Source organism: Dyadobacter psychrotolerans (genome assembly GCF_004349265.1).
Classification (GTDB): Bacteria; Bacteroidota; Bacteroidia; order Cytophagales; family Spirosomataceae; genus Dyadobacter; species Dyadobacter psychrotolerans.
On record NZ_SMFL01000021.1, the window covers coordinates 61,577 to 86,390 of the forward strand.

General features: G+C 42.0%; 23 protein-coding genes and 1 pseudogene. 12 read left to right on the top strand and 12 right to left on the bottom strand.

What is annotated here, in order from left to right; translation table 11 throughout:
- Nucleotide 1 precedes the first annotated feature (1 nt).
- Entirely contained in the window at nucleotides 2-1,675 is a 1,674-nt protein-coding gene (locus E0F88_RS31205) for a bifunctional metallophosphatase/5'-nucleotidase (protein WP_131962318.1), read from the bottom strand.
- A 976-nt stretch (nucleotides 1,676-2,651) separates the two neighbouring features.
- On the opposite strand from E0F88_RS31205, the gene E0F88_RS33865 reads away from it, so the two are divergent.
- Nucleotides 2,652-2,798 carry a hypothetical protein gene (locus E0F88_RS33865; protein WP_165940197.1) on the top strand — a complete coding sequence of 49 codons (147 nt, stop codon included), beginning with the start codon at nucleotides 2,652-2,654 and terminating at the stop codon, nucleotides 2,796-2,798.
- 5 nt (nucleotides 2,799-2,803) lie between these two features.
- Nucleotides 2,804-3,004, top strand: coding sequence for a response regulator (locus tag E0F88_RS31210; RefSeq protein ID WP_131962320.1), 201 nt, complete (start codon nucleotides 2,804-2,806; stop codon nucleotides 3,002-3,004).
- A 45-nt stretch (nucleotides 3,005-3,049) separates the two neighbouring features.
- Here the strand turns inward: E0F88_RS31210 and E0F88_RS34935 are convergent, their stop codons facing one another.
- Together E0F88_RS34935 and E0F88_RS31215 are read right to left on the bottom strand one after the other, a co-directional pair.
- A complete protein-coding gene (locus E0F88_RS34935) occupies nucleotides 3,050-3,181 on the bottom strand; it encodes a helix-turn-helix domain-containing protein (protein ID WP_220466415.1) in 132 nt (43 codons plus the stop codon).
- The gene (locus E0F88_RS31215) at nucleotides 3,145-3,615 is read right to left on the bottom strand and encodes a Crp/Fnr family transcriptional regulator (RefSeq protein WP_220466411.1); all 471 of its coding nucleotides are present in this window, start codon (nucleotides 3,613-3,615) and stop codon (nucleotides 3,145-3,147) included. Before E0F88_RS31215 ends, E0F88_RS34935 begins: the two co-directional genes overlap by 37 nt.
- A 278-nt stretch (nucleotides 3,616-3,893) precedes the next feature.
- Between E0F88_RS31215 and E0F88_RS31220 the strand changes: the two genes are divergently transcribed.
- The 6 genes and pseudogenes from E0F88_RS31220 (at nucleotide 3,894) to E0F88_RS31245 (ending at nucleotide 8,302) form a co-directional block, all read left to right on the top strand.
- On the top strand, nucleotides 3,894-4,694 hold the full coding sequence (locus E0F88_RS31220) for a sulfite exporter TauE/SafE family protein (RefSeq protein ID WP_131962322.1): 801 nt from the start codon (nucleotides 3,894-3,896) through the stop codon (nucleotides 4,692-4,694).
- 142 nt (nucleotides 4,695-4,836) lie between these two features.
- Nucleotides 4,837-6,259 (top strand): annotated as a pseudogene (locus tag E0F88_RS31225) (MBL fold metallo-hydrolase).
- 18 nt (nucleotides 6,260-6,277) lie between these two features.
- Complete coding sequence (locus E0F88_RS31230) at nucleotides 6,278-6,577, top strand: rhodanese-like domain-containing protein (RefSeq protein WP_229213967.1); 300 nt, start codon at nucleotides 6,278-6,280, stop codon at nucleotides 6,575-6,577.
- Between the two features lie 20 nt (nucleotides 6,578-6,597).
- Entirely contained in the window at nucleotides 6,598-7,161 is a 564-nt protein-coding gene (locus E0F88_RS31235) for a YeeE/YedE family protein (protein WP_131962326.1), read from the top strand.
- 4 nt (nucleotides 7,162-7,165) lie between these two features.
- Nucleotides 7,166-7,786: a class I SAM-dependent methyltransferase gene (locus E0F88_RS31240; protein WP_131962328.1), complete on the top strand. Its 621-nt coding sequence runs from the start codon at nucleotides 7,166-7,168 to the stop codon at nucleotides 7,784-7,786.
- Between the two features lie 6 nt (nucleotides 7,787-7,792).
- Entirely contained in the window at nucleotides 7,793-8,302 is a 510-nt protein-coding gene (locus tag E0F88_RS31245) for a DUF6691 family protein (RefSeq protein WP_131962330.1), read from the top strand.
- Between the two features lie 417 nt (nucleotides 8,303-8,719).
- Here the strand turns inward: E0F88_RS31245 and E0F88_RS31250 are convergent, their stop codons facing one another.
- Nucleotides 8,720-10,294: an IS1182 family transposase gene (locus E0F88_RS31250; RefSeq protein ID WP_131962332.1), complete on the bottom strand. Its 1,575-nt coding sequence runs from the start codon at nucleotides 10,292-10,294 to the stop codon at nucleotides 8,720-8,722.
- 851 nt (nucleotides 10,295-11,145) lie between these two features.
- Between E0F88_RS31250 and E0F88_RS31255 the strand changes: the two genes are divergently transcribed.
- The gene (locus tag E0F88_RS31255) at nucleotides 11,146-12,033 is read left to right on the top strand and encodes an SDR family oxidoreductase (protein ID WP_131962334.1); all 888 of its coding nucleotides are present in this window, start codon (nucleotides 11,146-11,148) and stop codon (nucleotides 12,031-12,033) included.
- Between the two features lie 228 nt (nucleotides 12,034-12,261).
- Here the strand turns inward: E0F88_RS31255 and E0F88_RS31260 are convergent, their stop codons facing one another.
- From E0F88_RS31260 to E0F88_RS31280, 5 genes are read right to left on the bottom strand one after another with little or no spacing between them, the layout of a single operon-like run.
- Nucleotides 12,262-12,858 carry a TetR/AcrR family transcriptional regulator gene (locus tag E0F88_RS31260; protein WP_131962336.1) on the bottom strand — a complete coding sequence of 199 codons (597 nt, stop codon included), beginning with the start codon at nucleotides 12,856-12,858 and terminating at the stop codon, nucleotides 12,262-12,264.
- An 11-nt stretch (nucleotides 12,859-12,869) separates the two neighbouring features.
- Complete coding sequence (locus E0F88_RS31265; RefSeq protein WP_131962338.1) at nucleotides 12,870-14,438, bottom strand: MFS transporter; 1,569 nt, start codon at nucleotides 14,436-14,438, stop codon at nucleotides 12,870-12,872.
- 6 nt (nucleotides 14,439-14,444) lie between these two features.
- Nucleotides 14,445-15,515, bottom strand: a complete 1,071-nt coding sequence (locus tag E0F88_RS31270; RefSeq protein ID WP_131962340.1) for an HlyD family secretion protein — start codon at nucleotides 15,513-15,515, stop codon at nucleotides 14,445-14,447.
- A gap of 38 nt (nucleotides 15,516-15,553) precedes the next feature.
- Nucleotides 15,554-16,900: a TolC family protein gene (locus tag E0F88_RS31275; RefSeq protein ID WP_131962342.1), complete on the bottom strand. Its 1,347-nt coding sequence runs from the start codon at nucleotides 16,898-16,900 to the stop codon at nucleotides 15,554-15,556.
- A 56-nt stretch (nucleotides 16,901-16,956) separates the two neighbouring features.
- Nucleotides 16,957-17,412 carry a MarR family winged helix-turn-helix transcriptional regulator gene (locus tag E0F88_RS31280; RefSeq protein ID WP_131962344.1) on the bottom strand — a complete coding sequence of 152 codons (456 nt, stop codon included), beginning with the start codon at nucleotides 17,410-17,412 and terminating at the stop codon, nucleotides 16,957-16,959.
- A gap of 423 nt (nucleotides 17,413-17,835) precedes the next feature.
- On the opposite strand from E0F88_RS31280, the gene E0F88_RS31285 reads away from it, so the two are divergent.
- Nucleotides 17,836-19,068, top strand: a complete 1,233-nt coding sequence (locus E0F88_RS31285) for a BamA/TamA family outer membrane protein (protein ID WP_220466412.1) — start codon at nucleotides 17,836-17,838, stop codon at nucleotides 19,066-19,068.
- A gap of 305 nt (nucleotides 19,069-19,373) precedes the next feature.
- On the opposite strand, the gene E0F88_RS31290 is transcribed toward E0F88_RS31285, so the two are convergent.
- Together E0F88_RS31290 and E0F88_RS31295 are read right to left on the bottom strand one after the other, a co-directional pair.
- Nucleotides 19,374-20,261 (bottom strand): EamA family transporter, encoded by an 888-nt coding sequence (locus tag E0F88_RS31290; protein ID WP_131962346.1) that lies wholly within the window; start codon nucleotides 20,259-20,261, stop codon nucleotides 19,374-19,376.
- Nucleotides 20,262-21,319: 1,058 nt separating this feature from the next.
- Entirely contained in the window at nucleotides 21,320-21,982 is a 663-nt protein-coding gene (locus E0F88_RS31295; RefSeq protein ID WP_131962348.1) for an NAD(P)-dependent oxidoreductase, read from the bottom strand.
- Nucleotides 21,983-22,813: 831 nt separating this feature from the next.
- Between E0F88_RS31295 and E0F88_RS31300 the strand changes: the two genes are divergently transcribed.
- Both E0F88_RS31300 and E0F88_RS31305 read left to right on the top strand, forming a co-directional pair.
- Nucleotides 22,814-23,452, top strand: a complete 639-nt coding sequence (locus tag E0F88_RS31300) for a TetR/AcrR family transcriptional regulator (RefSeq protein ID WP_131962350.1) — start codon at nucleotides 22,814-22,816, stop codon at nucleotides 23,450-23,452.
- Between the two features lie 382 nt (nucleotides 23,453-23,834).
- On the top strand, nucleotides 23,835-24,551 hold the full coding sequence (locus E0F88_RS31305) for an IS110 family transposase (RefSeq protein WP_165940203.1): 717 nt from the start codon (nucleotides 23,835-23,837) through the stop codon (nucleotides 24,549-24,551).
- On the opposite strand, the gene E0F88_RS31310 is transcribed toward E0F88_RS31305, so the two are convergent.
- Nucleotides 24,537-24,814: IS66 family transposase (locus E0F88_RS31310; protein WP_165940204.1), on the bottom strand; the 278-nt coding region annotated here is incomplete at its 5' end. The genes E0F88_RS31305 and E0F88_RS31310 overlap by 15 nt on opposite strands.

A 24,814-nucleotide genomic window follows, 5' to 3' on the forward strand; every position in this document is an offset into this window, starting at 1 on the left:
ATTAAACAAACTGATAGTCCACACCAGTTACCTGGCTAAGTAAGCTTTGTGGTCCGTCCAGAATCTTAGCATCTGCTCTTAGGGAAGGGGTTACAGGAGAAAAATCTTTCAAATATTCTTTCATCATGGTATGTAGTGTGTAATTGGTATTCTGCGCATTTTGGACCCCTTTGAGCCGGCAAAGCATATCTTGTGGGTCGCCTTCCCTTTCGCATGCACACAAAGAGTATTCTTTTTGTAAGTCTAATGGCTGTCCATTGACAGTTACTTTTTGGATCCTTTTTCCCAATTGTTCGAAGGCTTTGAAATCCATTTGCATGCCTTTAAAGCGGATTAGCCAGCCTCCAAACCGTTTTGAAGCATCCTGGGCGAAGACATTTTGCAACTCTTTTTCAAGCCATTCCAGAAGTTGTGAGCCAGTTGCAGTGCCAGTTCTGATAACTGCATCCACAGGGAGCATATCAAAAAGATATCCTTCGGTAATTACTGCCTTACCATCCTTATTTAGTGTAAGTGGCGGACAAAACCGAAACCCATTGGAAAGGACAATGTCAGAATTAATTTTAGTTTTTAATGCGTCAACAATCAGGTTGTCGATTGTGTTTTCGACGACAAAGTACCTGTATAAAGGCAAGGTACTGTATCCTATAATCTGGTCAATATCCTTTTTAAAAGGTTTTTCAATCTCTGAGATCAGCTTAACAACTTCTTTTTTTGCAAGGTACTTTTGAGGATTTACCTCAATAAGCTCGTAGGTGTCTCCTACAATTTGCCCGTTTTTTACTGTTAAGTCAAGTTTACCGATGAATGAGCCGAAAGCACCAGGTTCAACGATTTTAGTGTATTTAGCTTGAATTGGTTTGCGTATCCTTTCATGTGTATCTGCACCAAAAATGTAGTTTACTCCTTCACAATCTGGATGATTGCCTAAGGCGATTTGCTGAGACAAGCCCAGGTGTGATAAAATAATGACAAAGTCGCATTGTTCCTGCTCTTTCAGGAGATTGACATACGTTTTAAGATTTTCTTCGGGCTTTGTGTAAACAATTCCTTTGCTATAGAGTGGTGATTGCCGCAGGGGTACCAGTGGATCTGTATAGCCGAGAAAACCTATTTTAATACCCAAGCGGTGCATAATTTGATAAGGCTGAAATATCAGCTCACCTTTTTTACCATCACCTAGATCGTGGTACATATTTGCACAAATCTTGGGAGCCAGAAGGGCTCCCATTAATTTTTGCATATTCTTTTTATAGTATACAACCTCCCAATTTCCTGGTAGAAACAGGTCGTAGTTCAATGCATTCAAAAGTGGGACAAATGCATGTCCACTTGTCTTCACAGAAAGCAGACTGCCCTGGAACATATCACCGGTGTCCATGGCAATCGTGTTTTCTGGATTTTCCATTCTTAGAGTATCCAAAGCTGCGGCTAAGTGGGCATAACCACCAGCTTTACGAAATACTACTTTATCGTTTTCCCAGAATAATTCATCATGGGTATGCAGCTGGCAATGGACATCAGTGGTTTGGAGGAAAGTGATCTTACCATTTAACAAACTTTCAGGCTTATCACTATCGGTTTGCTTGATTTGTTCAGACAATTCCAAAGTTGAACTTCCAGCAGCCGCGGTAGCAAAAAGGCTGGATTGTAAGAATTTTCTTCTTGATTGCATGTTAGTCAAAATTTTAGGACAGCTTAAAATAGGCCGATTTAAAAATACAGACTAAAACAAGCAACTTCTGTGATATTTGTTACATAACTATGAAATATCTGTATTTTTATATTTAGGGAGTCTTTTGGTGTTTATGAGCTCCTGAATCTGTCCTATTTGTAATAACGAACTGCCAAGTCTAACCTTTTCCCATGCATTTAGCATTCGGATAAATATGCTATTGCCTTTGATTGGATACTAAACAAACTTCACTAGACGAGAATTTGCAATCACAACACGATTCTCTAAAAGGGTTGACTTTTGTAAGTCCGCGGTGAGTTATGGTCCGTGGCTGTTTCTCTCATTTGTGGTTTATTAGCGTGCGCGAAAACAGTCGTTTAACTGAAAACTATGCAGTTGGCATAAATCCTCTCTTGGCGGCTGTAAATGGGTAAAAGTTTACAATAAATTACTACTAGGTACCTTAAGCTGTACTTATCAAAATGGAAGAAAATGAGATTGAACTATAACAATATTTCTACTTGGACAGAAGCCAATTTTAAAGCCTTGAATCATTGATGAGCTGATAACCTGCTCTTGAAAATATTCAATTAAATTTTCATTAAATATGATTGTTTTAAATAACGAAATCCTTCTCTTATCATCTCATCCAGAATCCTTTGGCTGGGCTGACGAAAGCAATTACTTAAAGAAAATTTAGGTTATCTAAGTCGCAATAAATAGTTTTGCAGACATATGATATCATCGAATCATACATACAACGTCAAATCTTCATCGCCTGCTGGTGGTCCCCCCTGAAGGTTTCTTAGCCCATATTCGGGTTTCTATCTCCTGCTGGAAAAGTTATTCCGGAAATAATCCTATTCTATTTTAGGTATTTTACTGCTTTGCCCTGGATTTTCACGGCTGAAATCTGCTGTTGTATCCTGTGAGCAAAGGTATGTGAACTATTGTTACTTCATAACCTCATGCTTCTATGAAGGGGTACCTCAATATTTTCGATTTTTCTCAAAAAGTTAATTATAAAACAGAAATTCTTTCCGGTTTGACAGTTGCGCTCGCTCTGGTCCCGGAAGCTGTGGCCTTTGCATTGATTGCAGGCCTTTCTCCTTTAACGACTTGATTTTGATGGATCTTGGGATGCCTATTCTGAATGGCTTTGAAGCTACAAAGATCATCCGTGCCCAAGGTTCCCAAATACCAATCATCGCCCTTACTGCTTCCGCGTTTACAGAAGAGCGTGACAAAGCGATGTCCAGTGGGTTTTCCGACTACCTTGTCAAACCTTTTCTTCCAAAGGAGTTCTATGACATGGTTTTATTTATTTGAAAAATGAGCCGATGGCTCTGTCGAAGGCAGGTCTCGATCGAATAATTAGTTGAGCCATTCAACACTATTTCTCGAGAGCCTGATCTTTCTATCTTGTTCCATCTTTTTCAGCAGTCTTGACACGACCTCCCTCGAAGTATTCAGATCATTGGCAATTTCCTGGTGCGTGATGGAAATCGATTTGCCTTACTGTTCGCAAACTGATTTTTTAGATAAAATTCCAGTCTTTCGTCCATGCCTTTAAAGACTACATTATCAAAAACGACCAGTAGCTCTTCAAATCGTGCCCGGTAGTTGGCAATGACAAAGTAGTACCAGGTTTTATATTTCTGCATCAGCTCGTCCATCAACTGGATGGGGATCATGATCGCAACGGTGTCTTCCACTGCTTTGGCCATAATTTCGCTGGCCTCCTGTTTGGTATTACAGATCATCGACAAAGCGCACGCGCTGCCTGGTTCCAGATCATAAATGAAAGCTTCTTCGCCGTCGTCACCCTGACGGTAAAGTTTCACCCTGCCGCTCCCAATAAGTAAGGTGTGTTTAATATACTGTCCGGTCCGCATGATTACTTCCCCTGGAATATTTTTCAGAATGCAATCCTTGATCAAACATCGTTTTAATTAAGGCTCAAATCTGAGAAAACGGTATCGAGGTAGTGGGAAATATCTTCACTCATAAAATGGCTAAATGATTAAGCAAGGCGTACTCTCATAAAGTAAACCCGATCTAAAAGGTTCCACTGGTTTTTTAGCGAAAGCATGCCTGGAAATTGACATATTCCATTTTGTACCAAAAGTCATAACAAATATTATTTTCCATATGTGACCTTTATCACTTTCCCGGCGCTTGACACTTCTGATTTTTGTAGCATAAACAATGCAAAAAAATGGAAATCATCGCCTACATAGCGTCTGTTTTTATTGGTATCTCATTGGGAATGATTGGCGGGGGCGGCTCCATTTTGACTGTGCCGGTCCTGGTATATATGTTCGGTATTAGTCCTTTGGTATCAACATCCTACTCGCTGTTCATTGTCGGATCCACCAGTCTTGTTGGAGCATACAGCAATTACCGCAATGGCGCAGTCAAAATCAAAACTGCACTGCTGTTCGGAAGCACATCGATCACAACGGTTTTCCTGACGCGTAAGTTTTTAATTCCGTTGGTGCCTCATGATCTTTTTAGCATTGGAGCCTTTCAGATCACCGAACCTTTACTTACGATGGTGCTTTTTGCTGTGTTAATGGTAGTGGCATCGGTGGGCATGATCAAAAGCAAGGAGCGAAAACCAGGGTGTTTAGCGTGTGACCTAAAAGGCAATATTGCCCGGATGCTTTTAAGCGGCATTGGGATTGGACTTACTACGGGCTTTCTGGGAGCAGGGGGCGGGTTTTTACTGATACCGACCTTGGTATTGATCCTGGGTATGCCTATGAAGGAAGCTGTGGGCACTTCACTTTTGATTATCGCGCTTAATTCGCTGATTGGTTTTGCAGGGGATATAGGACATTTTGTGATTGACTGGGCTTTTCTACTGAAAATTACTGGTATTGCCATGGCAGGGATTTTAATCGGGGGATTCTTAGCCAAAAGGGTTAATGCTATTTCTTTGAAGAAGGGGTTTGGCTGGTTTGTGCTGGTGATGGGGATTTACATTATATCCTCCGAGCTTATGCATCTCAAATAAATTCCGATAGCTAGCCAATCAGGTGAAAATGATTTTTCATTTTTTCCCCGCAATGTGACTCTTGTCACTGACCAGCCAGCTAAACATCATGAAATTTGTATAGTTAATTCAAAAAGGGTTTAAAAATCAAAAGACCATCAATATGAAAATTGAGCAAATTTATACCGGCTGCCTCTCGCAAGGAGCATATTATATCGAAAGCAATGGGGAAGCTGTCGTGATCGACCCACTGCGTGAAGTTGAGCCCTATATCAACCGTGCAGAACAAAATGGGGCAAAAATAAAATATGTCCTGGAAACGCATTTTCATGCAGATTTTGTATCAGGCCATATTGACCTGGCTGAAAAAAACCGGTGCGGAAATCGTTTTCGGTCCGACTGCTAAACCCGGCTTTGATGCGCTTGTAGCCGTAGACGGCCAGGTTCTGACAGTGGGCGATGTGTCGCTTACAGTACTGCATACACCCGGGCACACCATGGAAAGCACCTGTTACCTTTTAAGTGATGAAAAGGGAAAACAGGTTGGCATTTTTACAGGGGATACCCTGTTCATTGGTGATGTTGGGCGTCCTGATCTGGCACAAAAAGTATCCGGCAGACTGACACAAGAAAAGCTGGCAGAGCATCTGTTTGATTCCCTGCGTGATAAGATTATGCCACTTGCTGATGAAATTATTGTTTATCCGGCCCACGGCGCAGGAAGTGCTTGCGGCAAAAATATGAGCAAAGAAACAACCGATACGCTGGGTAGCCAGAAAACCTCCAACTATGCACTCAGGGTGGATATGACCAAGGAAGAATTTGTCGAAGAAGTTACCCATGGGCTGATGCCGCCTCCTGCTTACTTTCCCGAGAACGTTTTGATGAATGTCAATGGCTACGAAAGCATTGACAGGGTTCTTGAAAGGGGAGCCCAGGCTTTGGATGCGGCGGCTTTTGAGGCAGTGGCAAACCAAACTGGCGCGGTCGTCCTTGATACCCGGGATGCAGAAATCTTTGCAAAAAGATTCGTTCCTAACTCGATCAATATCGGAATAAATGGCGGCTTTGCTCCCTGGGTTGGAGCGCTTATTCCCGACATCAAACAAAGCATATTGATAATAACTGAGCAGGGTAGGGAAGAAGAAGTGGTGACCCGTCTTGCGCGTGTGGGCTATGACCATACGATCGGATATTTAAAAGGTGGGATCGATGCCTGGGTTAAAGCCGGTAAAGAAACCAGCCAGATCCAGTCAGTAACCGCTGACCAGATGAGTCAGCGCTTGAAAATGGACCCTGCCATCGGCGTGCTGGACGTACGTAAGGCAAGTGAGTTCCTCTCTGAGCATATGCTGGATGCAGAAAATATCCCACTGGATTATATCAATGATCACCTGGCGCAGATTGATAAAAACAAAACGTACTTCGTACACTGCGCCGGCGGTTACCGGTCGATGATCTTTAATTCAGTACTCAAAGCACGGGGATATGACAATCTGATCGATGTCAAGGGAGGTTTTAAGGCAATAAAGGATTCAGGCAAGCTTGAAGTAAGCAACTATGTTTGTCCAAGTACACTATTGTAAGATAAGATCATGGGAATTATGTCATTGTTTTTCGGAAATAATAAAACAGACTTGAAAGGCCTTGTCGGGCACGGAGCATTGATCGTTGACGTGCGTAGCCCTGAGGAATTCGCATCGGGCCATATTGATGAGAGCATTAATATTCCGCTGGATAAGATCAGCGACAAAGCATCATTTTTAAAAAAATGTGGAAAGCCTGTGATTACCTGTTGTCGTAGTGGCACGCGCAGTGGGCTGGCAGAAGGGATATTAAAAATAGCCGGGGTCCAGGTTTATAACGGTGGGGCCTGGGATAAGCTCAGACAAAAAATTCAATAAAAAAACACCTTCATACTATTATGCTGGAAATAATAAAACAGCCCTGGCCATGGTATGTGGCCGGGCCGCTGATCGGGCTAACAGTGCCTGCACTTTTGATATTGGGTAATAAGTCCTTTGGGATTTCATCATCGCTCCGGCATGTTTGCGCCATGTGCGTTCCGGCTAAGATCCCGTTTTTTCAATACGATTGGAAAAAGGAGTTGTGGAATATGTTTTTTGTGCTGGGGATTTTTTTTGGAGGGATGATAGCGGTGACATTTCTGGCCAACACCGCGCCAGTCCAGCTGAACCCATCATTGGTAAAAGAGCTCAGCATTTATGGTGTTACTGATTTTTCATCGCTCGTGCCAGTTGAGCTGGTCAGCTGGAATAAGCTTTTCACACTCCCCGGTTTTACCATGATGGTTGGCGGTGGGTTTCTGGTAGGGTTTGGCGCGCGTTATGCCGGAGGCTGCACGAGCGGTCACGCAATTATGGGACTTGCTACCCTGCAATGGCCCTCACTGGTTGCAACAATCTGTTTTATGATTGGCGGATTTGTAATGGCAAACTGGATATTGCCTTTCATATTAATGATGTAAGCAGATGAAAGATAACTTAAAAGCACATTGGGAAAATATATATGGTACCAGCTCACCCGATCAGTTAAGCTGGACAGAACCCAAGCCAGCGCATTCATTGACTCTGATCCAGGATACAAATACCGCAAAAGATAGTGCAATCATTGACATTGGGGGAGGCGACAGCCTGCTTGTAGATTATTTATTGCTGGAAGGTTACAGGGATATAACAGTTTTGGATATTTCAGCCAAGGCGATAGAGAAAGCCCAAAAAAGGCTTGGAGCAAAGTCTGAGCAGGTTACCTGGCTGGTGGGTGATATACTGGATTTTAAACCGGAAAGACAATACGCAATCTGGCACGACAGGGCGGTGTTTCACTTCCTGATCACTGCTGAGCAGAAAGCGCACTACAAGCGCATCGCTGAAAACGCGGTCGCAAAAGGGCATATGATTTTGGGCACTTTTTCTTTGTCCGGCCCTCAGAAATGCAGTGGATTGCCGGTGAGTCAGTACGATATGACTTCACTTGCCGATGTCTTTGAAGATTCGTTTGCCGTAGAAACTCATTGCTACGCAACGCATATTACGCCTTTTCAGACAAGTCAGGATTTCCTTTTTGCGGATTTCATCAAAATAAACAATTAAAAGAGTATGGCCAATTCATCAGTAGAGCAGACGGCACAAAGCGAGCATGACATCCGGGCAACGGATTCAATATGCATCAATGAGAGTCAAAAACAACATAAATGGTATTATAACTTAAAATACCTTGTGGTTGGATTACTTTTTGGCGTACTATTTGTAAAAGCAGAAGTGATCAGCTGGTTTAGGATCCAGGAAATGTTCAGGCTGCAATCGTTTCATATGTACGGCATTATCGGAAGCGCCGTACTGGTCGGGATGATTTCAGTGCGGCTTATCAAACGGTACCGGATCAAAACCATTTCAGGGGAAGCTATCACCTTCACTGATAAGAAGTTCAATAAAGGACAAATTTATGGAGGCTTATTATTTGGGCTGGGCTGGGGTTTGACCGGCGCTTGTCCGGGACCCTTGTTTGCACAGATTGGTATGGGGGCAACCGTTGTAATCGTCACGCTAATCAGCGCAGTGGCAGGAACCTGGGTATATGGCCGGTTTAGGGATCAATTACCTCATTAGTTACAGTTTAGAGTTGAGTTAAAAAACATTTGTTATGAAAATCCAACAATTAGAAGATAAATTCTTGGCACATTACAGTTATGCCATCGAGTGAATGCGAATATGTTACTTAAGATGAAAGCGGTAATGATACCGCCCTTTTTACCAGGATAACGAGTTTATTGGTAATGTCGGATGCCCTGACTTGGCGCAAAAAGGTTGATAATAACGTAAATGAACAGATCCTGGAAGGCCCTAATTTGAGTTGCTTCGCAGGAGATCTTACCGCTGTCTAATGAAATCGGGGCTGACCAAAAAGGGTTCTTTGAGTTATAAATAAAAGAGCTTTATTTTAATTTTTAGCTTCGTTATTTAATTCATTTATAAAAAATGGCAGGAAAGTACTCGTAAGAGCAGCTATCCGGCCATTTTTTCTTCTTAAGCTGCTGATTTTTGTCTTTTGAGATGCAGTTTTCTCAGGTTGTGGGCCATAGCAACCAAGGTAAACTCAGTAGTTACCTTTTTAAGACCTCTAAGATGGAAGCGGCGAAAACCCATGTTGGCTTTTATGTCTCCAAAGCAGCTTTCTATTTCAATACTTCTTCGTCTGCGGAGCTCAAAACCTTTCTGTGAGTTAAGGTTGTCCCGTGCCTGTTGCTTATATTGATCAAGCCGCTCATTAACTTTAAGTGTACGGTTATGGCTCTGGGTAGATTTACAACAGCGTTCGTAGAATGGACAACCAGTGCAGTCCGTACATTCGTATTCTTTTATATGTGACTGATAACCTGTTTTTTTATGTGTATGCTTATAGCTGCTTCGAAAAGTAAGCTGCTGCTTATTGGGGCAGGTGTAGCTATCGGCAGCGGGATCGTAATAGAAGTTCTCTTTTAAAAAAGGGTTATTCTTATAGGATTTCTTTTGCTCATTATGGAACTGGGGGAATTTCAAATAATTGTTTATCCCCTTATTTTCCAGTAGCTCATAATTCTCTTCGGTACCAAAGATGCTGTCAGCAATGATGTTTTCAGGGGTCACAGACTGCTGAACTGACAGCTGATCCAAGTGGTCTTTGAAGCAGGTGCCGTCATTGGTGTTCTGGTGCAGGCTTACGCCGGTAATAAACTGATCTTCACAGCCGGCCAGCACATTGTATGCAGGCAGTACCTCAACCTTATTTTTCATCATCATCGCACTGGCGTCCTGATCTGTTACATTATAGCCACTGCGGCTGCCCGCGATAAGAATCTGCTGCTCGTATTTCTCAATCCGATCTGCTGTTTCTACCAGTTGCTTGCCTAGGCTTTGGGCTTTGCGTTTTGTCTTTTTTACGCTGATATTCTTAATCTTTTCATTAAGCTGGTCGATCTGACTGGCCAGAACCTGCCGGCTAACAGGCTGTGATCCACATTCTTCAAGATCTTTATTTCCGTAGGTAAAATCTTCGGATGCATTCAGCGCATCAATCTCTTTGAGCAGCTGCTGGCATTTCTGTTCTGCTGATGCCTTATACCGGAGGGCATTTTTCTTCCAAACCATCTTGTGCTTATTGGCATCGGCCATAAATGGGCTGCCATCACAGAAATAGTGCTCCATTTTGATATACTTGTGTTCCATCAAAAACACCAGCATGGAGCTAAACAGTACTTCAATCACTTCTTTGGCCTTGCTGCTTCGGAAATTATTGATGGTTCGAAAATCGGGCCGACTCATACCGCTCAGCCAGAAGAAATGGATGTCCTGACCCAAGGCACGGGCTATCTTTCTGCCAGTATATATCTTGATGCAATATGCATAAAGTAAGACTTTCAACAGCATCCGCGGATGGTATGCGCTGGTTCCCCCACCTTCATAAAGGTTCATCAGCTCTGTGATATCCATCCGTTCAACTACTTCATTAACAACCCGTACCAAATGTGTAGAAGGTATCAGTTCTTCAAGAGAAGGTGGTAAAAGTAATAGCTGCTGCGGGCAGTATTCTTTAAAGACGATAGATTTTTTTATCTTGCTCATGTATTTCTAATGTGGTAATTAAAAATACAAAAAAGCCCTCTATCTACAAAGTAGATAAAGGGCTTTGGCTTTTTGGTCAGCCCCGCGGAAAGAGTATGTGTATGCCGCCAGCAATACCCTTGGTATCAAAGATCCAATTAAGGATTGAGGAAAGATATGAGACTCGCTATCAGTTCTCTGGGAAGGTTACTGAGCGCTTTTAGTACCACCGGCTTATTTTTGCATTGAATGTGATGATGAATATAAAGGCGTGCGGAGCAGTTTGAAAACGCAGTCAACGAAACCGGCGCATTAATCCTGAATGCCGAAGAGTTTGCCACCGGTTTTATCCCTAACTCGATCAACATGGGCATTAACGGAGGATTTGCTCCCTGGAGAGGTCGCTGATTCCAGATATTCGCCAGAATAGTTTTGCTTGTTTTAAAGTCGGCGGGAAGAAAGGTTATAACCAGGTTAGCACTTGTAGGATATAATTTTACTATAGGGTATTTAAAAGACGGGTTTAAGACATGGAAAGATTCAGGCAAGCAGGTTGTAGCATCAATTCTTTTCAGTAAATGGCCGAGCACTTTTTACTAGGCCTGAGACTATTGTCCTGGATGTGCGTAAACACAGCGATTATAAGGAAGACAACTTCTTGTCGCTTTGAATAGGACACTTGATGAGGTAAATTCCCCTCAAACCGGTATTGACAGGAACAAGGCTTACTTCGTCCATTGCGCGAGCGGCTAACGCTCATGGTGTTTTACCCATATCTGGGGCGTATGAATATCAGAATCTCATCGGTATTAAGGCTATTTTAAGTATCTTAGCCTAGTTTAAATAATAGATAAAAGAAAAAAGAATAGACAATGAGCAAAGTATTCATTACAGGGGCAACAGGTCAGTTAGGAAAATCAACTGTTAACTTTCTGCTACAAAAAGGAATTGCAGCAAATCAAATTTCAGCTTTGGCAAGAGATGAAGCTAAGGCAACAGAATTAAAATCTAAAGGCATAGATGTAAAAATAGGCAACTATGATGATTCTTATTCCTTACTTGCTGCTTTGGAAGGTGTAGAAACTATGCTTCTAATTTCTTCTAGCGAAATGACAAAAAGCAGAGCGGTGCAGCACATTAATGCAATCAAAGCTGCTAAAGAAAGTGGCGTGAACCATATCATCTACACCGGTTTTATGAGAACCCACGAAGACCCAAAATCTCCACTTTGGTTCATTGCTGAAGATCATGTGAAAACCGAAAAATACCTCAAAGAATCTGGTTTTACTTATACCCTTTTCGAAAACGGTTTTTATTTGGATATGCTAATGGATTTCGTGGGTGAAGAGGTATTAGAAACCAAAACTATTTTTGTTCCGGCAGGAGATGGCAAAATAAATTTTGTGCTTCGAAATGAAATTGCAGAAGCACTTGCTAATGTTTTAACTACGGGAGGACACGAAAATAAAACATACAACATTGGAAGCGAGCAACCCGTGTCGTTTGGAGAAATAGCCAATTACATTTCAGAACTTACCGGAGTTTCTATCGACTATGTTTCTCCCGAACCGGAAGTTTATCAGCAAACCCTATTGCAATATGGTATTCCAGAGGCTTATGCACGGATGTTTACAGCATTTTCAGTTGCTTTTGCAGCCAATACTATGAATATTCCTACAAGTGATTTGACACAAATACTTGGACGTAGACCAACGACAGTTCAAGAATATCTTATGTCAAAATTTAAAAAGAAAATTTGATTCAAACCCAAACGATCGGTTGCTGGAAGATCTCCTAAAGGTGTATTGATTATGGTTAGTAGTATGGTAATCCACAAATTGCTATTTGAAACAAAAAAATGATGGGAGTCTTATGGCAGGGAAGTAGAATAAGATGCTTGTAGAAGAACAGATTGATGCACGAAACTTTATCAATGTCATTAATTACGAATATAGTCATACGTGAGGATGGTGGCATTTTGCCACCGATTATTTGATACTTTGAATTAGATTTTTTTCTAACATTAGGGAAACTTCCAGCCCTTTCTTTTGCTGATGCAATTCTGTATCCTCGGTGTTTTGCTGACTTTCGAGTAAGCTTAAAACATAACCGGTTACCCACATTTCCAAAGCCTTGCTATCTAGCGGGGCCTTAAATTTACCTGAATCAACCCCTTTTTGAATAATTTTATATAGTGTTTGAACATTGCTGTTGCGGATCTGCCGCACAAAATTCAAAAAGGTATTTTCTGAAAACACCGTCAGTATTTGCATGCAAATTGAAATGAAATATGGGAATTTCACCACATTTAACCTTACTATATGGATAAACTCGTGCAAATTCTGTTCTGCGTCTGTTTTGTCGATTTTCCAAAGTGGGAATTCTTCGAGAGAGTTTAGGCGCTCTTTGAAGATGTGCCTGATCAGGCCCTCTTTTGAGCCGAAATGATAATATAAAGTCGATATGTTTGTACCTGTTATTTTGCAAATGTCGCGTACGGATACAGAACCATACCCGGTTTTGGCAAGCAGTTCTTCGGCGGCTTCCATAATTCTGTCCAGTGTGGGATGATGGGGATTATGCATACTTATTAAAGTTACAAAGCCCCAGCGCTTACTTCTCCGCCGACCCGGTAATCTTCGATCGACTCTCTATACCGCCATCTCTTCAAAAACAAAATCATACGTCTGCGGTGGATTGGACGGAAGCGATGAAACGACACGTATAGAAGGACAGCCCATCCTGCCATGATAATATAACCAAACAATTCCTTTGAAGCCAACAATACAGCCTGCATCTGGATGCTACCGTAAATTTCAGGTCCGACTGGATTAATGCTGTCCATTTGCCCGGCCAGGTTGGTCATATGCTGCAATTGCAGCTTATACTGCGCCCATGATAACGCAGCACCAAAAAACGCCGGGCCCAGAAAAGTACGCACGGCAACCATGATCGCTGAGGCGGACAGCATTTGGGCCATTTGCAGCTTGTCGGCATTGTAAAAGCCAATGGTAACAAACAGTAGGCACATGGCAAAACCACGGAGAATGGTTGGCAAGATCAGCGATTCAATTTCAATGACAGGTGAGATCAGGAAATACATGTAAATGGCGTAAGACTGGTAAGCGCCAAATCCGAGCAAAGCAAGGCTTTTCAGCCACCATTTCTTTTTAAACCAAATAAATGAGACCAGTCCGCCTAAAATTATACCGGGCACCATCATCAGATTTAGCGACGCGTTGGTTGGGGAATCGTAATGCAGTACGTTTGTTGTAAAAGCGGACTGAATACTGCTGCTGGCCATAAACATACCCATCAGAAATATCATCAGGAGCGAATTGTAGACGTTTTTTTTGTAAAAAACGTCTAGTGAAATGTATGGCCTTTTCAATTTGGATTGCAGGTAAATGAACCCTACAAGCGTCGTTAAAAATATTGCTAACGCAGCCTGGATGTTCAATGAAGAAAACCAATCCTGCTGTTTTGCATATACCAGCACATAATTAACCGACAGAAGGCAAATGCTCAAAAGTACCATGCCGAGCCAGTCGAACTGATAGAGCGGCACCTTTTTCGATCCTCTGAGGTTATGCATGAAAATAATCGCAAGCAAAGCAGTTCCCGAAAGCAACATAGCCATATACACGTATGCGTTTTGCCAGTTGGTTTCATAGGCTAACCTGGTTGTGAAGAAACCCGACAGCTGGCCCAGTATTATACTGAAAGGATAAAACAGCGCATAGAACCTTCCACGGTCTCCACCCGGGCTCAGGATAAACATAATCGGCAACATCACTTCAATCATTCCAAACATTTTGAAAAAGCCGATCAGGAAGCTGCAAAAGACCAGGATGTAGGCATTGTCGGTATTGCCGGCTATAATGCTTAGCAATGACACCATCATCAGACTGCCTATCACGAGTTCCTTTGTACGAAAATATTGCTTGGTACGAAGCAAAAGGGGAAAGACAACCATCATACCGATCGTGGTTGCATTGTTTGCCATTTGAATGTCTTCTGATAAACTACCAAGGCTGCCTACCATGTCACTGATATTGCCGGAATAAATGCCGTTTGCTGGAAATATGACCACCGCAAAAATTAGGATAAGCAACAACTGGACTGGCTTAGGGACCCAGTCGTGAAATAAGCCTCTGTTATACATATCGGGTCATTTTAAAGTGATTTCAACATTCATACCTACCCGCAGCAAATCAAGGTCTGCGGGATTATTCACTTGTGAAAATTCAATGCGGACTGGGATACGTTGCTGTACTTTCACAAAGTTGCCTGTCGAATTATCAACCGGGATTGCTGAGTATTTTGATCCGGTCGCCTCAGAGATGGCAGCCACAACGCCTTCGTATTTTTTCCCATTCAAGGCATCTACTTTAATGACCAACTTTTTTCCAACCGAAATACTTTCCATTTGCTTTTCCTTGAAATTGGCTGTTACCCATTTGGTGTCATTGCGTACAAGCGAAGCCACAGGCTGTCCGGGCTGAATGAGTTGGCCTTCGTTGAGCGTTCTGCGACCGACAACGCCATCGGCGGGTGCGGTAATGATGCAGTAAGAGAGGTTTAATTTCGCTAGATCCAATGCGGCCTGCGCCCGTTTGATTTCAGCTGCATTCATTTCAAGTCTTTTGCCAGCTTCCACCGTTGAAAGGCTTGACGACTTACGTTGGTTTTGTGCAGCATCGTATTGCGCTTTCATTGCCTCGTATTCGGTCTTAACCTGCTCAAACTGCTGCTGGGTCACGGACTCTTCTGCCAAAAGACGCTCATAGCGATTGAAATTGGTTTCCGCGTTTGCCAGCCGAGCTTTTACACCAGCAATATTGGCATCGACTACATTTATATTGTTGCTAACTGTATTGATTGCCGAGGTGGTCACATTCCGGGATGCCCTGCTGGCCATATAGGCGGCTTCTGCCTGTGCAACCTGAGTTTTTAGCTCACTATCGTCGATGATAACCAATGTGTCACCCTTTTTCACATGCTGGTGTTCCTTAAACCGTATCTCCTTAACGTAACCGCCTACCCGCGTGTTGATGGGGTTGATGAATGCGTCGATCTGGGCATCATTGGTAAAATTGCTTTCTCCCATGTGATAGTAGGACCGGATCGCCCATATAAACACAGTACAGACTGCTACAAACAGGGTGAGATTGATCATTGTTACGCTAAGCTTGTGACTTCCAGTTTTTCTTTTTTTTTGGGTATGAACCTGTTCTGCCATGATTTATATGATGTATTGAGTATTTTTCGTGGTGATGTTTATTGAATGGCCCCGCCAGTTGCTTTTTCGAGCCGGTAAAAAGCCAGCTGGGCGTCTATTCGGGACTGTAACAAGTTCAATTGTGATTGCAACATCAGGTTTTGTGATTGCATAAGGTCACCAGAGAGCAACAGTCCATTGCGGAATTGTGAAGAGCTTAGCTTGAAGCTACGTTGTGCCTGCGCGAACGCCGTTTCTGCTACACCGATCTTCTCGCGGGCAGACTGAAACCCCTTGAGCTGTGCATATACTTCCGTGCGCACTTGGTCATTTTGCACTGCAACCGCATTTTTTGCCTGTTCAATGTTGAGTTTAGCCTCCTGCATCTTTCCTTTCATATTATATAGGGAAGCGATGTTGTATTTGACAGAAAGCCCCAGGTTAACGGCTTGCAGAAACCCTTCTTTTGGTGGGAAAAATTTGTGCTCGACCACAGGGTTCAGGTACAAATACATAAAAGAAAAATCTACGTGTGGCAGGTATGCGCTTTTAAGTTGTTTCAATCCCCCTTCTGCTACGCCAATGCGAAACTTGCTGGATTTTAGCTCATAGCGCGCATTCAGCGCCTGCTCTACTAGCCCCGCTGCGGAAAAAGATTTTACCTGATAGTCAATTACAAAATTGGTGTCAATGGCAATTGCTTGCCCGTCCAGTAAACCAACCATCACCGCAAGATTATGCAGCGAAACATCCATTGCATTTTTAATATCTACTTTACTAAGTTGCAGATTGCTTTTTTGCAGCTGGATTTTCAGCAGGTCATTGGAAAGTAGGATACCTTCTTTAAACATATTGTTTGCCTCCCGCTCCCGTTCTGAGAGAAGCCTCATATTTTCATCAATGATGGCCTCCGATTTGCTGATCTTGTAGATATTGTAGTAGATGGAAATGATACTGTAGCGGATATCTTCCCGGTCTTTTGCCGCATCCATTTTACTGGCTTCGATCAGCGCTTCATTCGTCTCATGTTTGGCTTTGTCCAAAAAACCATCGAAAATTTCCTTGCTTGCAGACACCATTCCTATCATGGCATCAAAGTGAGTTGCCGGCAGGTGGATGTCCTCGCCCATGGAAAATGGACTGAGCGTATAAAGCCTGGAATACTGCACAGAGGTACCTGCCTTGGGAAGCGCATCGTCTTTGACTTGTCGTAAACGCGCTTCGGCGAGCTTGGTTTTGGTGTCAGAAACACGCAGGAAGCTGTTGTTTTTTAATCCCATTTCAATGCTTTCGGGAAGTGTAAGCACCTTAACCCCGGGAGTCGTTTGAGTATACCCCAATTGTGCCCTCGTGAGCAGTAGACCCAGCATTAACAATCTTAAGTGGTCACTTTTCATTTTTACCATAACTGCTAATAGTTAAATGATTAATGGTTAAATATCTAACTATTAAATTAGAAAAATTAATTTTTAATGTTACTTTGAATTTTTCGTAGCATGGTGGTCATATTTTCGACCTGCTCTACTGAAATGTCTTCCTTTATAGCATCATAAAGATCACTTATCAATGGCTGAATATGGGCCTCATAGTTGCGACCTTCCGTAGTAAGTGATATAATCTTGTTGCGACGGTCGGAAGGGTCTTCATTTCGTACCACGAGATTACGTATGGACAAATTATCTAACAAGGGGGTAAGACTAGCTTTGTTCTTTTGCACACGATCCGCAATTTCCTGCTGATTTATACCATCTTTTCGCCAGAGAATTACCATTACCTGAAACATCTCGAACGTTAGATTTAGATTAATTTCCCGTATCCTAGCCTGAAAATAACCTTTTATATCTTGCCGGATGCTTTGTATTAAATCCATCATGGTAACGAGCCTTTCGATTTCCTGGGGCGTTTTGATCTGATTCATGCTACAAAGTTAAAGATTTAATAGTTAGATATAAAACTATTGATTATACTTTTTACCCTTATACCACGAGCGTGGCAGTTTAGAAACTCAATCACCCATACTGGTATCGTTAGTCTGACAAGCCATGCTTATGCGCAAATTGGCCGACAATCCAGGTAAGAATTCCAGGAAATATCAGATTGTCTGTTGATATTTGTCAACCTTGCATTATCCCATCAGTAAATGGTGAAGTACTCAAATTGGGCTCACCCATTGGCTAATGCTTATTTCTTTTCCTGAAACAGATAGTTTTTCGATAAAAAGGCTTCGTAGCTGGTCAGGAATTTTAAAACATGTTAAAGTATTAATCTGGTCTTTCTGGAACTTTAGCAGAAATTTATATTCTGGTTCGGGTGTTTGATATATAGACAACCTTTTGACGCCTTGGGCAAGTTAATAACCCTTCTTTTGATTACTGTTTTTTCATATGCCGGCAGCCTTGCTCAAAAACCCGGGAATGTATTGGAACGGGATTCGACAATAAAGGCCGATACCAGTCAAATGCTCGACCTGATCGACATTGGTAAGAGGTTCCTTCACATAAAACCCGGCAGCCCCCGGATCGGGAACGGCCGGGGGATTTATTTTTCTGTTCTGCCTTTTTCTACCACTGTGCCCGGCGGGGGAACTGCAATTATTACTTCTACCACAGCCGGATTTTATCTGGGTGACAGGAAAGATACCTATATGTCGAAGATAACATTTACACCCTACTGGAATTTTAAACAACGTTTCGGGCTGCCAATCCGCTCTTACATTTGGTTGAACCAAAACAAATGGGTAATCAGCGGCGATACCCGGCTGCTTGTTTATCCGCAGCATACCTGGGGTTTGGGGCGTCAGCATAAGCAGGAGGAAAAGCTTCTTTTAAATTATTCCTATCTGCGTTTTTATCAAACGGCCCTCAGGCGCCTCTTTAGAGGCGCCTTTGCGGGTATTGGTTACCATCTTGATTACCGCCTTAATGTGCGAACAGATGACAACGGGACTCTCCTGCGGGATTACACCGCTTATGCCTATGGAACGTCAGCTTTCTCCAACAGCTACTCTTCTGGCCTTAGCCTGGATGTGCTATTTGATACACGAAACAATTCTATTAACCCCTGGGACGGCTACTATGCGAGCGTCCAATACCGTATCAATCCCTCTTTTCTTGGGAATGATCATGCCTGGAAGTCGCTGTACCTGGACATTCGCAAATACATCCGCTTCAACCCTTACGCCCACCGTCAGAATATGCTGGCGGTTTGGGGGTACCTATGGGCAGTCCTGGACAAAAAAGTTCCTTATCTGGACCTTCCCAGCATCGGTTGGGAGGATTACAACAGATCCGGCAGAGGCTTCGACCAAAACCGCTACCGTGGCCGGAATTTGATTTATTTAGAGGCGGAATACAGGCGTGACATCACTCATAATGGATTTCTCGGCTTTGTGGTTTTTACAAATGCCAATTCTGTTAGTGGTCCGAAAAGTACGTTTTTAATCAGCTGGAATCCAGCTGTCGGAGCAGGGCTTCGGATCAAAATGAATAAGCGTTCGGCCACAAACATTGGATTGAATTTTGCACGGAGTATGCATCATTCAACATTCAACCTTGCGCTTGGAGAAGTGTTTTAAATATTTATTTTTCAATGATGTTAGTTAGTGAGTTTAAGCCAGGCACCTACAAAACAGCATGAACTGTTGCCGAAGCGTTCTCTCCCGCTGACCAACTAAGGCGTGTTCACCAGGTCGGAGTTTGCCTTGTAAAGGCAGTTGGGCGATGCTGTTTGCTACCTTATCTTACCTACGTACTCCGAGAGTTTTGCTACTATTGGTAATCTTGGTTAAACGTTTAAAAAAGCATGCGAAGTGCTTTTTTGAGCAGGCAACGGTCTTGCAGACAATGCCTTGTATTTCCCCAGAGCCGGCGCTTCTATCAATCAGTCGTGTTGCGACAGGATAATCATAATGGAGCCAATAATCATAACGAGTGAGCCCAGCAGCTTTCTGCGAATGTTCTTTTCATTAAAGAAATGATATCCAAGGAGAACGCTTCCTACTGATGAAAGCTGAAAAAGAGATAGCGCGTAGCCGACCGCGATGTGATTTAGGGAGTAGATACTGGACACAAGCATGATGCCGCTTGACAGGACTAAATAGGATAGTCTCGCGCTATCGGTAAACTTTATTTTCCCGATTTCATTTTTAGGGTTAATCCCAAAGAAAAAAAGAAAGAAAAAAGAAAAGAGCATTCCAAACCAGCACCAGCAGATGGTAGTTGTAGTAACAGAGGATAGCAATGTAACTTTTCTAACAAAGACCGCCTCTATGGCAGTCAGTGTCAAAGCTAAAAAACGGAATTGAATTTCGGGCCTTTTGATGATAGCCCAGGAAACCCGGTTTTCTGTCTTGTCAAAAATGAAGTAGCTCCCATACAAAATCAGTATAATCCCTGCTAAGCCCCAGAGCCCAGGAACTTCACCCATCAATAGAAATCCTCCCAAAATACCAATCAGAGGTTTGTAGGCATTAATTGGACCGAGAACTGATAGCTCCCCTTTTTCCAATGCTTTAATTAGAAAACCATTCCCACAAGCGCTAAAAAGGCCTGCTAAAACTGAATACAGCCAAAACTGTACCGGTAGGCTTAGCCAATAAACACTAATGGCTGGCCAAATACACAGAAAAGAAAATGCCAGATAGGTAAGGAAATTGACGATAAGAGGATGGATGCCTTTATTGACAAGTTGCTTTTGAAATAGATTGCTCAACGGGCTGGAAATAATTCTCAGTATGATTGAGACGGGTGTAAGTGTACTTTGGATCACTTTTTTTTGTATACATTGATCAATAAAAGCAGTTTATGTATTGACCTACTATTGCAGGCTGAAAAGCTAGATTGAAGAAAGCATGTTTTGAGAACAATACAGATTCAGCTAGCTATGAATTTGATCTGCAGGAGCCCTACTACATCTATGGATATATCCACTTAGTATGTATCAATTAATGGCAACACAATGACTTGCTAAAACACCTCGTACATGTCATTTTTTGAAACTTTGTGGACATACTCAATTCAGCTTTCGCAAGGACCGTCTATTTTTTTGCAAACGGCCAGCGCGGCTACCGCAAAGAATTACTCTATGCGGGCCGTTGCGCAGGAATTTTAATCATTCTTGCGAACTGAGCGATCAAATGGTTTAATAACCACGCCTGCAGGGCAAAGCGCTGTATAATCCTTTCGGTTGGCCGCCTTTTCGCCCTCTGGCCCTGGAAGACTCTAGCCGAGCCCTTTCCGGGACAATGACATTGCGCTTGTGTCAGCCAATCGCACAAAATATTTGGAAACCAGCAGGCTCCCTAAGACGGAGTTTTAATAGGCTCGTTGAGCGATACCAGATGCACGCATTTTTTGCTTAGATCTTCGAAAAGTTTAATAAGTGCGAGGGTCGAGCACCCCAGCGGGAACAATTTCCATATCAGAACAAGACAGTAGCATCGGTTTGAGAATCACCATTAAGGGTAGCGTGTCATCAATGATAGTGAATTAGCATTTCATTGATATGTTGATCGGTGATATGTTGATCCGTTTTTATATATTTTTGTGCCTGATAATATTTCTGAATTGTTAATGTTTGACGCCTTGATAACGTCCTGTGTTGGATCAAATTAAAAGGAAGGAAAGGTCACGACTTTCTTCTAGGCTTTTTTTACCGGAGGTTGTATACCAGAATCTAGTGGCTTGCTAATCTGGCAGTCAGCGTCATTGTGTCGATTTATTAAAACTTACTATTTTGATTTAACGCCATGGTGCAGGATGTATTTGTGATTTCCTCTTAACCAAATTCAATTTGAAGGTATAGATTGTTACAAATCGGCTCATGCCTCATTCATAAATAACGGGCATTTGATATACAAACAAATCGTTTTTAAGTACTTCAACGATAAATTTGGCAACATTTTCCCTGCTTACCATAAGCCCAGGTTCTGGAACATTATCTAAGCTGACCTGAACGTCATTTTCCTTATTTGAATTAGTCAAAATAACCGGCCGGATGACGGTGTAGCGCAATGCAGACCGGGCAAGTAATTCTTCCTGCCTAGCATGATCCTTATAAGCTACACCAATGTTACTGTAATCAATAAGCAGTCTAAACCATCCTGGTATATGATCTCTGGTATCACTGGTGCCCCAGGCAGAAATGACAATTACACGTTTAGTCACTGTATCTGGACTCAGTGCAATAATATTATTTACTGTTTCAGATAAAAAATTGGCGGGTGTTCTCAGTTTTGACCATGGAAAATCAGAGTTCCTGGAAATATTAAGGGCACTTATAACAACTTCACAATTCTCCATGGCCTTTGCCAATGCAAATTTATCGGTTGGTGTACCTTCAAATATTTTCAGATTCACATGTCGTGGCAAAAAAGCTGTTTTTTTGCGGACTAGGGTGTTGACCTGATAACCACAATTAAGCGCTTTCATCAGCACTAGCTTTCCTGTTCTTCCGGTTGCTCCCAGAATTAGAATTTTCCTGTATGTCACGTCTCAATATTTGGATAAAAAAATTTACAACAAACTCAGATTAACATGCTTTAATATGATTTCAACTGCCCTGTGGAAAGATGTTAAGGTGAGCCCTTCCTGGACATACTGATGCAATCACTATTAAAACCAGGCCTATGATTCGCTTTTCAAAATCGATGTCATTTCAAGCAAATGTTTTGAAGACCGTCCCATATTTGTCCAGCTTATAAATGTATATATAAATGTCAAAACTCCTACTAGCAGCGAGGGAGATTGAATAGTATTCGATTTAAACATCAATCTTGGACTTAGTCACCTTCTTTTCATTGTTTAGACTATTAGCTGGATACTCCATTTTTTAGCTTGGTCATCTGTCCTGCCGAATTGATAAGTACTTCTTGCTGCCGATCGGATAGATCAGCAGCCTCATGCAATCCAAAAAAGTGTATACGATTTCAGCGGCATTTGCTTTCTTCGATCATTTCAATAATTTCATTGAATTTATGGTTTTGAACGGCTACTGAAACTTTGGTGAATGTAGAAGTTAACCTTTCTTTTTTCTTCCCGATTCGGCCTGCTTAAAGATCTTATCACTGCTCGATTTAATTTTATCGAGAACTGTTTGAAGTAAGTAGTCATTCTCCAGGTAGGACAGCCGTGCTTGTCGGGTCAGAGAATCCTGCTGCAATTGAATGTACTGCGGCCTTCGATGAACGCCAGGATCTTCCTTGTTGCCGAAAGAAGACGCGATTGATTTTATTGAGTATAGATTCGCCTTAAGTTCAAAAGGCGATTATAATAATTAACCTATAAATATTACATTTAATGTTTAATCTAAACTTCACCTATATGAAAATTGATAAAGTTAAAAAACGCGATCGGGAACGCACCAAGAATGTAATTCTTCAGGCGGTCGGCGAGGTGATCAAGCTACATGGGCCTGAAAAAGTAGGTGTAAATCTTATCGCCAGGACAGCTGGCGTTAATAAAGTGCTCATATACAGGTATTTTTATAGTGTGGACGGGCTCATGGAACAATATATGAAGTTGGGTGAATATACCTCTAATAGTTGTACTATATTTATTGACAACCTCCCACAGCCTCCAACAGAAGAACCAGGGAAGGTATTGACAAGTCTCATGCATACCTTTTTGACTGACCTACGAGAAAATAAGGCTAGCCGCGACCTTTTGAGGTGGGAAATCGGAACTGGGAAATCGGTGCTATCTACGACCTGGGACCAACTTGCCTTACGGATTTTAAACAGAATCGGAGATTTACCGCATTTTAATGATACAAGTGCTCTTGTTACATTTCTCACAGCCGGAATATACTATATGGCAATTTCCAGTGATAAACATCAAAAAATGTTAGATATCGACCTTCAGTCTGACGATGGATGGAACCGAATCGAAAAAGTAATCGAACGGATCATTGCCGATGTGAAAAGTTCGAATATGGAGCTAACTAAAACACCCTCAATTTAATAGTTCAACCTTCGTGGTGAAGGAATCCGCCTTCCTTTAAGCGAAGAAGCAGCCTCCAGGCTTACCATGAGGCCATCACTGTCATGTCAGCATAATTGATGAGTGAAGGTTAAACTAAAATAACTCCTATGTTTACAAAGTTAATTCTACCGGAAGGATAAATGTTAAATTTGTAGGATAAAGTGATTTAGGATGAGAGCAGATTAATATCTTAATAACTCATGAAGTATATTGGTAATTAGAAATTGCCTCATCCTTTTTTATCTTTTCGAGTCTGAACAGAATGTAAGGAATTGAGTATTGCTCAATATCCAGAATATCCAACCAGGAGACAAGACTGTGGGAGATTCATCACTTTATGTTAACTATTAACATTAGAACGATGAACACTTTAAAACAAGTATTGGGAGTAGATGTAGCACAGAAGGAGCTCGTGGTCACGTTAGGTCGGTTGCTGGCAGATTTAAGCATTGAGTTGTATGCTTATAAAGTTTTTAGTAACACAGAAAAGGGCTTTTCTTCCTTGTTGACATGGGTTCAAAAGTTGACAAATCCTGATACAGAAGTTCGGTTTGTGATGGAGGCCACTGGTGTCTATCATCAGAAATTTGCTTATTTTCTGGATGATCATGGTTATGCTTTAAGTATTGTTTTACCAAACAAGATCAGCAATTACATCAGGACTTTGGAGGTGAAAACCATTACTGATAAAAGCTGTTCTGAAGCCATAGCCAGGTTTGGTTTGGAGCGAAAGTTAGATAACTGGAGACGTCCTAAAAAAACTTATAAAAGCTTACAACAACTTACCAGAGAGCGTGATCAGGTCGTTTCAGAGCGTTCTGCTGTAAAAAATCAATTGCATGCGGAAAGTCAGGAAGCAGAGCCGCATGAAAGGAGTTTAGAGCGTTTGAAGGAGCGGATCAGGTTTTTGAGCAGCCAGGAAAAGGAAATAAAGGAAGATGTAGACCAGATTATTAAACGGGATGTCGTGCTTAAAAAAGAGGTAGAGATTATCAGCAGTATTCCGGGAGTCGGAGAGTTGACAGCTATTATTATTTTGGCAGAAACGTATCCGGCCTACCAACTACATATTTGTTAGTTGCTGAACTTTGTTAAAGTTTTGCGGATATAGGTCGGTAATGTTTTTATGATTGATTGTGGAGATGTTTAGCAGGGTGTTTTTTAGCCAATTGTAGGGATTGATATTATGTTTTTTGCAGATCGCGAAGAAAGAGTATATCATGGCAGCTCGCTGTGCAGCATCATGTGATCCGGCAAAAAGATAATTTTTCCGACCTAGGGCCAAGCCACGTAAGGAATTTTCAATTTGATTATTGTCGATCAGCAGATTCCCATCATGTA

Bases quoted from the DNA above. Each gene is read 5' to 3' on its own strand.
- E0F88_RS31230 (WP_229213967.1), top strand. From the start codon at position 6,278: ATGTCATTGTTTTTCGGAAATAATAAAACAGACTTGAAAGGCCTTGTC.
- E0F88_RS31260 (WP_131962336.1), bottom strand. From the start codon at position 12,858: ATGCATAATCCCCATCATCCCACACTGGACAGAATTATGGAAGCCGCC.
- E0F88_RS31220 (WP_131962322.1), top strand. From the start codon at position 3,894: ATGGAAATCATCGCCTACATAGCGTCTGTTTTTATTGGTATCTCATTG.
- E0F88_RS31270 (WP_131962340.1), bottom strand. From the start codon at position 15,515: ATGGCAGAACAGGTTCATACCCAAAAAAAAAGAAAAACTGGAAGTCAC.
- E0F88_RS31280 (WP_131962344.1), bottom strand. From the start codon at position 17,412: ATGAATCAGATCAAAACGCCCCAGGAAATCGAAAGGCTCGTTACCATG.
- E0F88_RS31250 (WP_131962332.1), bottom strand. From the start codon at position 10,294: ATGAGCAAGATAAAAAAATCTATCGTCTTTAAAGAATACTGCCCGCAG.
- E0F88_RS33865 (WP_165940197.1), top strand. From the start codon at position 2,652: ATGAAGGGGTACCTCAATATTTTCGATTTTTCTCAAAAAGTTAATTAT.
- E0F88_RS31275 (WP_131962342.1), bottom strand. From the start codon at position 16,900: ATGGTAAAAATGAAAAGTGACCACTTAAGATTGTTAATGCTGGGTCTA.
- E0F88_RS31210 (WP_131962320.1), top strand. From the start codon at position 2,804: ATGGATCTTGGGATGCCTATTCTGAATGGCTTTGAAGCTACAAAGATC.
- E0F88_RS31240 (WP_131962328.1), top strand. From the start codon at position 7,166: ATGAAAGATAACTTAAAAGCACATTGGGAAAATATATATGGTACCAGC.
- E0F88_RS31245 (WP_131962330.1), top strand. From the start codon at position 7,793: ATGGCCAATTCATCAGTAGAGCAGACGGCACAAAGCGAGCATGACATC.
- E0F88_RS31205 (WP_131962318.1), bottom strand. From the start codon at position 1,675: ATGCAATCAAGAAGAAAATTCTTACAATCCAGCCTTTTTGCTACCGCG.
- E0F88_RS31255 (WP_131962334.1), top strand. From the start codon at position 11,146: ATGAGCAAAGTATTCATTACAGGGGCAACAGGTCAGTTAGGAAAATCA.
- E0F88_RS31265 (WP_131962338.1), bottom strand. From the start codon at position 14,438: ATGTATAACAGAGGCTTATTTCACGACTGGGTCCCTAAGCCAGTCCAG.
- E0F88_RS31305 (WP_165940203.1), top strand. From the start codon at position 23,835: ATGAACACTTTAAAACAAGTATTGGGAGTAGATGTAGCACAGAAGGAG.
- E0F88_RS31300 (WP_131962350.1), top strand. From the start codon at position 22,814: ATGAAAATTGATAAAGTTAAAAAACGCGATCGGGAACGCACCAAGAAT.
- E0F88_RS31235 (WP_131962326.1), top strand. From the start codon at position 6,598: ATGCTGGAAATAATAAAACAGCCCTGGCCATGGTATGTGGCCGGGCCG.